This window comes from Vibrio sp. 10N.222.54.E6, from assembly GCF_041473955.1.
Classification (GTDB): Bacteria; Pseudomonadota; Gammaproteobacteria; order Enterobacterales; family Vibrionaceae; genus Vibrio; species Vibrio tasmaniensis_A.
In genome coordinates, this window is the sequence record NZ_JBFRTD010000013.1 from 25,063 (window position 1) to 38,201 (window position 13,139).

Below are 13,139 nucleotides of genomic sequence, written 5' to 3' on the forward strand. Positions count from 1 at the left end.
TCAACCCCATCACTTTATCGTTGGTGTGTGATCTATCTTTCAAAATACTTCCTCCTAACAGGGAATTAGTGTAGATTCTCATTCCAAATTCTAACTAATGTGAGCTGTTTAATGTTAAAGCTGTCAGACCTGTGTAAAGGCTATGTCGATGGGGGGGAGTTTCACCCTGTTTTGCAAGGTGCTGAATTAACATTAAACCAAGGTGATCAGCTGGCATTAATGGGAGAAAGTGGCTCTGGTAAGAGTACTTTGCTGAATCTTATCGCGGGTTTAGACCTCGCCGATTCAGGTGAAATCGCTTTCCCTCACTTCGATATGCACGACTCGACCGAGCGTGACCGCACCGCTTATCGTAGAAACAACATCGGTCATATCTTCCAGCAATTCAACTTGCTACCAACGCTTAACATTGCCGACAACATCCGTTTTTGCCGCCAGTTAAAAGGTTTACCTGAAGATAAGGGGCTCTGGAGACAGATTCTTTCTGCTTTAGACCTGATGCCTTTGCTTGGTCGTTACCCTGAAGAAGCGTCTGGTGGTCAACAACAACGCGCAGCGATTGCTCGTGCTCTGTACATGGAACCTAAAATTCTGTTAGCCGATGAACCGACGGGAAGTTTAGATGAGCGTAATGCAGAAGCGGTGATGCGTTTGCTGACCTCTTTGGCCCGTCAATTAGAATGTACCTTATTGCTGGTGACACACAGTGAGAAAGTTGCATTGCATATGGATGGCAGAATTCGCCTACAAGGAGGGCAACTGCATGTTATGGCCCGTAGTTAAAGCGCTACTTGGTCACTATCGACGTTACCCACTTCAGATTATCTTGGTATGGCTTGGTTTAACCCTAGGCGTATCACTTTTGGTTGGTGTTACCGCTATCAACCAACACGCCAAGCAAAGTTATACGCATGGCGAAAAACTCTTTTCGAATCCTCTTCCTTACCGTATTCGACCAAAACATAACGCGAATAAAATCCCGCAAGGTTTTTACATTCAGCTTCGTCGTGAAGGCTTTCAGCAGTGTTCTCCTTTTGACCACCATAGTATCACTGATGAAAATGGTGCAAACTTTATGCTTATTGGCATAGACCCTGTTTCTATGCTTCAGCTTCAGCCTGGTGCTGCCCTAAAAGAACTCACCACGTTAGATCTCATGAAACCACCATATCCGATCCTAGTGAGTGATGATCTTGCTGAACATATGGAATGGAAGGATGGGGACTACATTCCACTGATGGATGGTTCAGAGCTAGGTCCAGTGGTAGTGGACCAAAATAACCTGATTAATGGTACAAGGTTGATTGCGGATATATCTTTGCTCCGAATGCTTAAACGCAGTGCAGGGCTTTCCGTGATTGCGTGTTCAGACATGTCTCCCGAGAAGTTTGAACGTCTTAAAAACATTTTGCCCAATGGTTTGACAATCTCTCGCAGCTCTAAAGCTGAGCTTGAGTCATTGACTAGCGCTTTCCACTTAAATCTAAAAGCGATGGGCATGCTGTCGTTTGTCGTTGGCTTGTTTATTTTCTATCAAGCGATGTCGCTGTCTTTCATTCAGCGCCAACCACTCGTCGGAATCTTGAGACAAACGGGTGTGTCTGGTTGGCAACTGACTAAAGCGCTTTGCTTAGAGTTATTGTTATTGGTTCTACTGAGCTGGATCTGCGGTAATGTATTCGGTGTCATGTTGGCAAACCAACTGTTACCTGCCGTTTCTTCGAGTTTAGGTGATCTTTACGATGCGAATGTGGGCTTAACCCTTAGCTGGAGTTGGCGTTGGAGTGGTTATAGCTTATTAATGGCGTTGCTTGGTGCATTCCTAGCGTGTGCATGGCCATTGGTTCGTTTGCTGAGGTCGCAACCGATTCGTTTGTCATCTCGTTTATCTTTGATGCGCTTTGCTGGCACTGAGTTTACTTGGCAAGCATTGATTGGTTGTGGTTTCTTGGTTGCAGCTGTCGCTGTGTATCAAGCCCCACAAACGCAAGAATCTGGTTTTGCGATTATTGCCCTGATGCTCGTCAGTGTGGCTTTGTTTACGCCTTTCTTGATGTGGAAGCTGTTCAACAGTTTGTCTTATTCACTGCGTTGGGTTCGTGCTCGCTGGTTCTTTGCGGATGCCGCTTCAAGCATGAGTTATCGTGGTGTGGCGACAATGGCGTTCATGCTAGCGTTAACAGCGAATATTGGTGTAGAAACCATGGTGGGTAGCTTTAGGGATACCACCGATAAATGGCTAACACAGCGCTTGGCTGCAGACCTTTACATCTACCCAACCAACAACGCCGCTGCACGTATGAGTAATTGGCTGTCAGAACAGCCTGAAGTCGATTCAGTTTGGTGGCGTTGGGAGAAAGATGTCGCTTCCCCTGTCGGAAGTACCCAGGTGGTCAGTACTGGTCCTTCTGAAGGAGAATTAGAAGCGCTGACGATCAAGTTAGGTATTCCGAATTACTGGTACCACCTGCATCATTCGAAAGGTGTGTTGATCAGTGAATCGATGTCTCTCAAGTTAGGGATTCGCCCAGGCGACTATATAGACCTTTATGACAGTCTTGGCTCTGGTTGGCAGGTTGTTGGTGTTTATTACGATTATGGCAACCCTTACCATCAAGTCATGATGTCACATCGAAACTGGCTATCTGGGTTTGCTGGACGCGGAAATGTCGGTCTAGGCGTCATACTCAAAGATGATGTCAATTCCGTAGGACTTCGAAGTCGATTGGAAAGCGTATTCAGGCTTGGATCTGAGCGTATTTTTGATAATAACAATATTCACAGTCAGGCGATGAGAGTGTTTGATAGAACATTCGCGATAGCTGATACATTGGGTAACATCACTTTGGTCATCGCGGTCTTCGGCATCTTTTTCGCGACGGTTGCGGGTGAAGTGTCTCGACAAAGGCATATTTCATTGCAACGTTGCTTAGGGGTCTCGGCAAAAGAGCTGATTTTTACAGGCAGCTTGCAGTTGTTTGTGTTCGGACTTATTTCTTCCTTGATTGCTATCCCGCTCGGATTGGCGTTAGCCAGCTTGATCGTCGATATTGTCATTAAGCAGTCTTTTGGGTGGTCACTCGAATTACAAGTGATTCCTTGGGACTATTTGCAGACATTTGCGTGGGCCATGGCAGCATTAATGTTAGCTGGTGCATTGCCAGTGATGAGAATGATTCGGAACACACCGATGAAATCACTGAGGGATGCGCTTTAATATGCTTCAACGAAATGGCTCAAAAAAACTCAGACACCGATTTGTTTCTGCTCTATTACTGATTGGTTTCTTTGGCACTATTTTAGGTGTCTGGGCTTACTATTCCTATTTTGTCGATGTTGGCGATAAGGGCGAGAATGAGGTTAATTCAGTACTTGTAAGTGAGCACTTCAATGTGTTTGAACCTGTATTGCCAGACCGAGGCGTTTCGTTGCCTCGTGATTTCCAGTTCCACCCAGAATTCCAGCATGAGTGGTGGCATTATTTTGCGTCTCTAAAAGGGGATGATGGGAAAAAGTACTCGGTACAGTGGAGCTTCTTTCGTATAGCAACTGACGAGAGAGAAACCTGGGGGTGGCAAAGCCCGCAGGTTTATATTTCAAATGTGGTAATTTCGTCTGAATCTAAGGTTTGGAAAGAGCAACGTTTGGCGCGTGGCGGCATTGGACAGGCGGGTATGACCAGTCATCCATTTAGAATTTGGATTGATAACTGGAACTGGCGTGCTCTGGGTAACACACCGTTTCCAGGTCGCCTTCAAGTACAAACCGATACGTTTGGCCTTGAACTCGACACTATTGCGAAAGGGCCATACGTGCTCAACGGCGATAACGGCTATCAGAAAAAGCACGACTTATTGCCTGTCGCGTCTTATAACTTCAGCGCTCCGTTTTTATCTTTGAGTGGGGTTTTGAATCTCGACGGTGTAACGAAAGAAGTCGAAGGTACTGCGTGGGTGCATAAAGAGTGGGGCAGTGGTTTACTCGGAGTCGGTCAGCAAGGCTGGGATTGGTTCGTGTTTAATCTCGATGACGGTACTGCACTGAGCATTAACCGCTATCGCCACAATCAACAATTGCCTTATGTTTTTGGAACATTGGCAACTCGTTCTGGCAAAGTGTATCAGCTAACGGACTCCGACATTTCTATCAAGCCATTACAGAATACGACGCTAATGAATGGTAGAAGAATGCCGCTCCAATGGATTATTAACGTGCCACAACACGATATCAATCTCACTACGCGTATCAAACGTAGGGATATGTGGCTGCCTTTTGTCATACCCTATTGGGAAGGGCCAATTATGGCGAGCGGAAGCCATGAAGCAACAGGCTTTATGCAGTTAACTGGCTACTAAAAAACACTTAAGGCTATAATTTGATAGCCTTTTTTTATGTTTGATATTCCGACAACCCTCGAATTATTTGTGCATACAGCCTTGGTGAACTCATCTATACTTAATTCATGGTGCATAACAACATTATGGAATATACGACGTATTGTTTAGTATTTGTAGGAAAAACCGAAGTTAAACATCCGAAGAAGTGATTATCTATCGATAGAGCTTGGATATAAACTCGTGGTTATTCTTTGTTATTCGTTTATTTAAATAATAAATATAAGGGCGAAATCATGACCGACGTCATCCGTGACTTCTTTAAATTGGAATCTGCTGGCGGCATCATACTAGTCATCGCTGCGGCGATCGCAATGTTTGTAGCAAACTCACCATTGAACGAAATGTACCAAGGGGTACTGCACAGCTATGTTCTTGGTATGTCTGTATCACACTGGATTAACGATGGCTTAATGGCTGTCTTCTTCCTTCTAATTGGCTTAGAAGTTAAGCGCGAACTGTTAGAAGGCGCATTAAAGTCTAAAGAGACAGCAATCTTCCCAGCTATCGCAGCGGTGGGTGGTATGCTAGCTCCTGCACTTATTTACGTGCTATTCAATTCAAGTAACCCTGAAGCGCTTCAAGGTTGGGCTATCCCAGCGGCAACTGATATCGCTTTCGCATTGGGCATCATGGCTCTTCTTGGTAACCGTGTACCGGTAAGCTTGAAGGTATTCCTACTAGCGTTGGCAATTATCGATGATCTAGGGGTTGTTGTTATCATTGCACTGTTCTACTCAGGCGATCTATCGACGCTTGCACTAACGGTTGGCTTCATTGCAACTGGTGTGCTGTTCATGCTAAACAACAAGCATGTAACTAAGTTGAGTGTTTACCTTATTGTTGGTGCAATTCTGTGGTTCGCAGTATTGAAGTCAGGTGTTCACGCAACATTGGCTGGTGTAGTCATTGGTTTTGCTATCCCACTGAAAGGCAATAAAGGAGAGCGTTCTCCGCTGAAACATCTAGAACATGCTCTGCACCCATACGTCGCTTTTGCAATTTTGCCAATCTTCGCATTTGCAAACGCAGGTATCTCACTAGAAGGCATCTCAATTTCAAACCTTACAGGCATGCTACCGCTTGGTATTGCTATGGGTCTATTGGTTGGTAAGCCTCTGGGTATCTTCCTATTCAGCTGGGGTGCTGTGAAAACGGGCATCGCTAAGCTTCCTGAAGGTGTGAACTTCATGAACATCTTCGCGGTATCTGTGTTGTGTGGTATTGGCTTTACGATGTCTATCTTTATTTCATCGCTAGCATTTGGTCCAACGAACGCAGATTTTGATACGCTTGCTCGATTAGGTATCCTGATGGGCTCAACGACCGCAGCTATCTTAGGTTACTTCCTGCTAAGTATTTCTCTACCGAAAACTAAGCATCAAGAAGTAAAGCTATAATTGGTAGGTAAAAGCATAATCGGTAGTAGGTTCGCTTAAGAGGGAGCCTACTCACTGAGTAACAAGTCAATTTCTGAGTAGCAAGAAGAGTCACAGAATCACCTTTACGATTCATGTGACGACAAAGAACAAAAAGCCGTGATGGGTAACCCTATCACGGCTTTATTGATCTTGAAGCTAAGCTGTATTTGTAAGCGAATTTACCTTACATCTTGCGCTTTCAGTGATGATGTCACGTTACTTTTCTAGTGTGGTAAAAATGGTCCACTCTTCAACGATCTGCTCACTTAACCCAACTACGGTCGCGGTTACCTTACGATTCAGTGCGTGTGAAGTAGGATCGTCACCATCGTTTTCTAAGCGTTCTTCACCATAGCCAACAATTCTCACGCGCTCTGGTTCTATACCATTCGAAAGTAACTCATCTTGTACATTGTTTGCTCGTTTCTTTGACAAGTCTAAGTTGTATTCGTTGGAGCCCACTTTACTGGCGTAACCTTGGATTTCAATTGAAGCGCTTTTGTAGTTTTCAAGAAACTCTGCCATGGTGCTAATTTGGCTAGAAAATATTGGGTTTACTTCAAATGAGTCATGAGCAAAGAGTATTTTCAGCTGTCGTACTTCTTCTGCTCGAATTGTTTCACCACAGCCATCATTGTCGACTTGTGATGTTTCTGGTGTACCAGGGCAGGTATCTCGCGCGTTTACTACACCATCTTTATCATCGTCTTGTAGATCGGCAATTTGTTCAGCTTCGGGCGTCTCGATGTAGGCTTCTCGCTGCTGATTGGAGCAGGCAAATAAAGTCATCGTTAATACGGGAAGTAATAAGTAAGTTATTTTCATCATTAATACTCCACGGCCGTTGTCCACTCTTCCGGTATATCAACCAGCAGAGCATTCAATAAAGAACCTGTAGCGTTCATCACTCGGTATTTAGCGTACTGCTCCGAATAATGGGCATCCAGATAATCTTTGCGTGCTTCAAACAGTTCGTTCTCAGTATTGAGCAGGTCAAGCAGAGTACGTTTACCTATTCGGTATTGTTTTTCATAGGCGATAACGGTTTCTGAAGCTGAATCAACATGGTCGGACAAAAAGTTTTTCTGTTGCAGTGTGAGATCTAAGGCGCTCCATGAGAGGCGAAGTCCTTCTTCGACTTGGCGATAAGCACGATCTCTAAGATCTTTCGCCTTATTGAGTTGGTAAGCAGAAGCTTCTGAATTGGCGCTGTCTGTACCACCATTGTACAAGTTATACCGCATTCTCAGCATTGCGAGCGTTTCTTGACTTGAACCTTCATCGCCTCCTGCATCATCACGCCATGACTGAGACGCTTCGATAGAGAATGTAGGATAGTTTACGCCTTTGGACTGTTTATATTGAAAATGTGCTGCGTCGACATCTGCCGCCGCTATTTTAATTACAGGGTGTTTATCTAAAGCGTCAACTATGGCATCTGACAATGACAGTGGAATCCAAGATATGTCGGCCCTTGGGTAAATCAGACCTAGCGGTTCTTGTCCTACAACTCTTCTAAATTGGGTATGTGTGTCGATCAAATTATTCTGGGCGGCTAATAAGTTACCATGAGCTTTTGCAATCCTAGCTTCTACTTGCGAAACGTCTGCGGTAGAACCTATGCCTGAACTCGCTCGTTTTTTTATGTCTTTATAGATTTTCTTGTGTATCGCAAGGTTACTTTCTGACAGCGCCAGTACCTCAGTCGCTTTTACTGCGTCGAGATATATTTGTGTTACCTCCAGTGCTTTGTCTTCGGCATCTGCTATCAATTGCAAACGAACTGATTCGGCTTCTGCAGCGGTACGGTCAATATCGTTCAGAGTCGAAGAACCATCCCACAGCAATTGAGTGAGGGAAATCGTTGCTTCCTTTCTTGTTAGATCCGTGTCTGGACCGTTATTTGGTGCAGGGTTTATACCTTCATAACCAATACCGGCATCAAGGTCGATACTCGGCCTGTATGCCCCACCAGAGGCGTCATTACGCTTTTTCACGCTCACATATTCGTTAAAGATGCTTTTTATCTCTGGATTCGTTGCCAGGGTAATAGCCACAGACTGTTCCAGAGTTTGAGCGGCGAGTGGTGCTGCAGCAACTAAGCAACACATTATGGATAATTTAAACAATTTCAAAGTAGCTCTCCTTCTACTTTCAATGCCTCATCCGTTTCCCAACCTACGTTTACCGTTGAATTGAGTGAATGGTATTAAACGAAGCTTAGGACATTTGCAAAAAAATGCGAAGTTTGTTGGTTTTTTTTGAATGTAAGTCGCTATTGCTATTGACTAATTTAAAAAGCATCGCATTTCCATGCCTTTAGTGAGTTGATTATCAATAATGCCACTACTAAATTTATTGTAGGAAATAGCCACAGCGCAGAGTGGGATTGGATCCGCGTTTGGTGTGTTCTGGGCAGAAGTGGGAATATGGATATGGGAAATATCAACCTAAGTATACTAGGTCTTGCGAACGGCGTTATAGTGCTCGACGCTCAAGGCCAAGTTAGACGTTTGCCTCCGGGCGAGCAACCAGCTACTAGCGACGTCATTGTCACTGTCGAAACAACTGAAGAGAGCGTGCCAAACGTTTCTGCGCGGTTTGTCGATGACCAAGGTCAGCAAAACGTGATAGACACTGATGATGCGATCGCTCAAGTTCAACGTGCTATTGAAGAAGGGTTTGATCCAACAGAATTGGGTGAAGAGTTTGATGCCGCAGCAGGTGAGCAAGGCTCAAGTCTAACCAACAGCGGTAGGATTGAACGTACAGGGGCTGAAACTCTGGCTTCAACAAACTTTGAAACTGACGGACTTGAATCTCAAGGGCTGTCCGAAACTCAAAGTATTGCTCTTTTCGATATCATTGCTCTTGCGCTTGTTTCAGGTGAAACCAACGTTATTGAGTTTGAACAGGATGAGCCTATTGAAACCGGGGGCGTTTTAACCATTGACGATCCGGACGTTACCTTTATCGCCAAAGATGCGGAAGGCGAAAATGGGGTCGGGTCTTTTGTCGTTAATGAGGATGGCTCGTGGACATTCGTGGCCAACAGTCCATTTGATGAACTTGCTGATGGCGAGCAAATTCAAGATACGACGACAGTGCAAACCTCCGACGGTGGCGAACAAGTCATCACCGTCACCATCATTGGTACTGATGATGCGGCAGTCGCTACCGATGACTCGGGCAGTGTGACTGAGGACATTGATGTAGATGAGATCACCAATCAATTAGTGACGTCTGGTCAGATCGTAATTACAGATGTAGACAGCGACACTCCTACCTATTCAGCTGACGGTGAGTTTAACCTCGTAGGTTCAACAAACGAATCACAGCTAGGCGTATTGAGCATCGACCCTGATGGTGCTTGGACTTACGTAGTTAACAACGACGATGTTCAGTACTTGGATGACGATGAATTCGTTACTGAGGTTTATACCGTGACAGCCAGTGACGGTACCACTAGCGAAGTGACTATCACTATTAACGGTGCCGATGATCCATCTGACATAGCCGTTGGTGAAGGTGATTCAGACACAGGAGAAGTGACTGAGGATGTGGATGTTGATCAAGAGAGCAACAACTTAGCGACGTCAGGGACGCTAACCATCACCGATGTCGACGATAACGACGTCGCTGCTTTCGAACCAAACGGTGTGTTTAACCCAGAAGGTTCGACCAATGATACCGCTCTGGGTTTTTTGACCATTACCGATGGTGGTGAATGGACTTACGTCGTCAACAACGATTATGTGCAATACCTTGACGACGATGAGTTTGTCACCGAGGTTTACACGGTTACTGCAATAGACGGAACCACGAGCGAAGTGACCATTACTATTAACGGTGCCGATGATCCGTCCGAGATTACCGTAGGAGAAGGTGACTCAGACATGGGTGAGGTGACGGAAGATGTCGATGTTGACCCGGAGAGTAACGACTTGATGGCGACGGGAACACTGACGATTACCGATGTTGATGCTAATGATGTGGCGGCTTTTCAACCTAACGGAACGTTTAATCCTGAAGGTTCGACCAATGATACTGCGTTGGGTATGTTGACCATTACCGACGATGGCGAATGGACTTACGTCGTAGACAACGACGATGTGCAATATCTCGATGACGATGAATTTGTCACCGAGGTTTACACGGTGACTGCGATTGACGGAACCACAAGTGAAGTAACTATCACCATCAATGGTGCTGATGATCCATCCGAAATTACTGTCGGAGAAGGTGACTCAGACATGGGTGAGGTGACGGAAGATGTCGATGTTGACCCGGAGAGTAACGACTTGATGGCGACGGGAACACTGACGATTACCGATGTTGATGCTAACGATGTCGCGGCTTTTCAACCTAACGGAACGTTTAATCCTGAAGGTTCGACCAATGATATTGCGTTGGGTATGTTGACCATTACCGACGATGGCGAATGGACTTACGTCGTCGACAACGATGATGTGCAATATCTCGATGACGATGAATTTATCACCGAGGTTTACACGGTTACTGCGATTGACGGAACCACAAGTGAAGTGACAATCACTATTAATGGTGCTGATGATCCATCTGAGATTACGATTGGGGAAGGTGACTCTGACGTGGGAGAAGTGACAGAGGACGTCGATGTCAATGAAGATACCAACGAACTCTCGGTGTCCGGTACTTTAACGATTACTGACGTCGACACGAGTGACATGCCTGCATTTAAACCTAATGGCGTGTTTACCCCTGTTGGATCTACTTATGCACTTGCACTAGGTATGTTAACGATTACTCCTGAAGGGGCATGGAGTTATGTCGTTGATAACGATGCGGTTCAATACTTGAACGATGACGACACGGTTATTGAGCGATATGTCGTCACCGCCATCGATGGTGTAGAGCATGTTATCGAGATAACCATCAATGGTGTCAATGACGCACCTGAAGCGACCAGTTTCACGGTCGTTAATGATGAGGACGCGATTATACCTATCCTCTTCGATTCTGAAGATGGCGGCATGCCAGATTACATCTCAGATATAGAAGATGATCATGACGACATTCCACTTAATATTCGGATAGAAAGTTTGCCAACCAACGGCAGCCTTTTGTATACCGATGAAAATGGCGTCACGAGAGAAATTGTGCAGTCTGACGTCGACAACGGTGTGTTGTTTGTCCCAAATAATATCAGCTTCGTTGCCGGGCCAGGAGAAATGTTTGAAATGGGCTTCAGTGGTGACCCTGACGATATGCCAGAGCTCGTTGATGGTTTCTATAATTGGGGCGTCGCGGTGTCACCAACCGAGAGACTTATTACCCTAGATAACGGCAATACGATTACGGTTACGATTGAAGACAACAATAATAAACCTTTGAAACAGTATCAAGGTGAACAGTCTCATGTCGGTTTTGGTATTGGTGATACCGATGGTAGAGGTATGAACAAACAGGAGACCTTAGTCCTCGATTTTACGAATAACCCATTAGGGGTCGTTGATTTTGGTTTAGATGGTTTGGGTGGTTCATTTAACACCAATAGTAATGTTTATGTTGAAGTACTCTATACCTTTGCTGATGGTACAACGCATACAGAGCAGTATCAGAAAGACCCCGGAGACACCGGAAATAGCCAACTTCTTTATGATTTTAGTTATTCATCACCAGATAATCCGATCGTTGGAATGGAGTTGTCATCGACAGGGGGCAGTTGGGAGTTACGCTATGTCCAAGGTAACGAGGCGGTAACTGAAGGCCCGCAGTTTGATTATGTCGCGGTCGACTCTAATGGCGCAGAAAGCACGGTAGAGACGGTCACCATAGATATCGAAGAACCGCAGCAATATAACGTTATTAGTGCAGCGAGTAATGAACCTTTGTATGCCGAGTCAGGCAACGATCTGCTGATTGGAGATAGCGGAGACAACATCTTCACTTGGCTAGACTCTACGCTCGACAATGGGACCGATATCATTAAAGACTTTGAGCTTTATACGGAGGGCGCCGGTGATCTGATTGACCTAAATGATCTACTTGAAGACCCACAAGATGAAACTCAAATGGCTGAGCTGCTTGGCATGATTGAAGTGTCTGTTGATGGAGACGATATCGCACTATCGATTCCAATCAATGGCGGCAGTGGTACTCAAACCATAGTGGTTGAAGGTATTGCAACGGAAATGGGAGCTTCGGTTGATCTCGGCAATGATCTTTCGGTGCTAGCCGAGTTAATCAAAAATGATGCTGCCTAGTCGGATCGTGAAATGCTTTGAACTTTAATGTAATGAAAGCCTTCGGTTTCGAGGGCTTTTTTGTGTCTACTATTAACCAAAAAAAAACACCGTGATCTTAGATAAAAAAAAGCCCAAACCAACGCGGTTTGGGCGGATACAAGTATAGGAGTTAATAAGGAAAATGCAGTAATTAAGAAAACAGTGAGAAACAAGTTTGACGGCCTGTTAAACATCTAAATACTCTGTTTTCTACTTAATTTATGACCCTCGATTATCATTTCAGTTCCCCAAAAAATTCATTAATTTTCTCTTTTTAATTAAACGCGCCTCTATTCAATCGCTTAGAACGTAATGCTTATAACTGGTACGACCAATTTGTGAAAATGTGATGTTGCTTGCTTGTTAAATAAATGTTCTAAGCGTATATTTCAAACAGTTGTTTAATACGAGTGATTGAAATGGCACCAAGAAGTACAACCAAAGACAAAATCTTAGATGTGGCTGAAGGCTTATTTGCTGAGCACGGTTTTAATGACACCTCTTTACGCACGATTACGAGTAAAGCCAATGTCAATCTTGCTTCAGTGAACTACCACTTTGGCGATAAGAAGACTCTGGTTCGTGCGGTACTCAATCGTTACTTAGAAGCATTTATGCCAGCATTGCAAGATGCACTAGTGAACTTAAATTTGAACGAAACGTATTCTATGAGTGACGTGTTTGAGTCTTTAAGGCAGCCACTAAGGGCACTCAATGATGTAAGGCCAAATGGTACGAGTCGATTTATGTTACTCATCGGTCGAGGCTATACAGATGTGCAAGGTCATTTGCGTTGGTTCATTACTACTCGTTATAGCGAAGTACTGACTTTGTTTACCAACTCAGTAATGAAAGCTAACCCAAACCTCACTCAAGAACAGTTATTTTGGCGATTGCACTTCACCCTAGGGACTTGTGTATTCACCATGGCATCTAGCCAAGCTCTAATAGAAATTGCAGAGAATGACTATGACAGAAAGATAGATGCGAAGGCAGTGGTCGATATTCTTATTCCTTATTTGGCCGCTGGCATGTCAGCAAAAGAATAAAAGAATAAA

The 13,139-nt window shown here is 44.7% G+C and carries 8 protein-coding genes; 6 read left to right on the forward strand and 2 right to left on the reverse strand.

The genetic code is table 11. From position 1 onward, the window contains the following. The first annotated feature begins 111 nt into the window (after window positions 1-111). The 4 genes from AB4513_RS07930 to nhaA all read left to right on the forward strand — a co-directional run bounded on the left by AB4513_RS07930 (window position 112) and on the right by nhaA (window position 5,794). Window positions 112-783, forward strand: a complete 672-nt coding sequence (locus tag AB4513_RS07930) for an ABC transporter ATP-binding protein (RefSeq protein WP_009847080.1) — start codon at window positions 112-114, stop codon at window positions 781-783. Beyond that, window positions 764-3,217: an ABC transporter permease gene (locus AB4513_RS07935; RefSeq protein WP_170962736.1), complete on the forward strand. Its 2,454-nt coding sequence runs from the start codon at window positions 764-766 to the stop codon at window positions 3,215-3,217. Before AB4513_RS07930 ends, AB4513_RS07935 begins: the two co-directional genes overlap by 20 nt. Continuing rightward, window positions 3,207-4,355, forward strand: a complete 1,149-nt coding sequence (locus tag AB4513_RS07940) for a lipocalin-like domain-containing protein (RefSeq protein WP_012604245.1) — start codon at window positions 3,207-3,209, stop codon at window positions 4,353-4,355. The genes AB4513_RS07935 and AB4513_RS07940 overlap by 11 nt, the downstream gene beginning before the upstream one ends. A gap of 275 nt (window positions 4,356-4,630) precedes the next feature. After that, the gene (gene nhaA, locus AB4513_RS07945; protein ID WP_029222855.1) at window positions 4,631-5,794 is read left to right on the forward strand and encodes a Na+/H+ antiporter NhaA; all 1,164 of its coding nucleotides are present in this window, start codon (window positions 4,631-4,633) and stop codon (window positions 5,792-5,794) included. Between the two features lie 237 nt (window positions 5,795-6,031). Here the strand turns inward: nhaA and AB4513_RS07950 are convergent, their stop codons facing one another. Together AB4513_RS07950 and AB4513_RS07955 are read right to left on the reverse strand one after the other, a co-directional pair. Then, window positions 6,032-6,643 (reverse strand): OmpA family protein, encoded by a 612-nt coding sequence (locus AB4513_RS07950; RefSeq protein ID WP_032499588.1) that lies wholly within the window; start codon window positions 6,641-6,643, stop codon window positions 6,032-6,034. Further along, window positions 6,643-7,950, reverse strand: coding sequence for a TolC family outer membrane protein (locus tag AB4513_RS07955; protein WP_102258610.1), 1,308 nt, complete (start codon window positions 7,948-7,950; stop codon window positions 6,643-6,645). The genes AB4513_RS07950 and AB4513_RS07955 overlap by 1 nt, the downstream gene beginning before the upstream one ends. 300 nt (window positions 7,951-8,250) lie before the next feature. Here AB4513_RS07955 and AB4513_RS07960 point away from each other — a divergent pair, with 300 nt between their 5' ends. Further along, entirely contained in the window at window positions 8,251-12,060 is a 3,810-nt protein-coding gene (locus AB4513_RS07960; RefSeq protein ID WP_102258609.1) for a VCBS domain-containing protein, read from the forward strand. 440 nt (window positions 12,061-12,500) lie between these two features. Next, window positions 12,501-13,130, forward strand: coding sequence for a TetR/AcrR family transcriptional regulator (locus tag AB4513_RS07965; protein ID WP_009847073.1), 630 nt, complete (start codon window positions 12,501-12,503; stop codon window positions 13,128-13,130). The last annotated feature ends 9 nt before the right edge of the window (window positions 13,131-13,139 follow it).

Bases quoted from the DNA above. Each gene is read 5' to 3' on its own strand.
- AB4513_RS07930 (WP_009847080.1), top strand. From the start codon at position 112: ATGTTAAAGCTGTCAGACCTGTGTAAAGGCTATGTCGATGGGGGGGAG.
- AB4513_RS07935 (WP_170962736.1), top strand. From the start codon at position 764: ATGTTATGGCCCGTAGTTAAAGCGCTACTTGGTCACTATCGACGTTAC.
- AB4513_RS07960 (WP_102258609.1), top strand. From the start codon at position 8,251: ATGGGAAATATCAACCTAAGTATACTAGGTCTTGCGAACGGCGTTATA.
- nhaA (WP_029222855.1), top strand. From the start codon at position 4,631: ATGACCGACGTCATCCGTGACTTCTTTAAATTGGAATCTGCTGGCGGC.
- AB4513_RS07965 (WP_009847073.1), top strand. From the start codon at position 12,501: ATGGCACCAAGAAGTACAACCAAAGACAAAATCTTAGATGTGGCTGAA.
- AB4513_RS07940 (WP_012604245.1), top strand. From the start codon at position 3,207: ATGCGCTTTAATATGCTTCAACGAAATGGCTCAAAAAAACTCAGACAC.
- AB4513_RS07950 (WP_032499588.1), bottom strand. From the start codon at position 6,643: ATGATGAAAATAACTTACTTATTACTTCCCGTATTAACGATGACTTTA.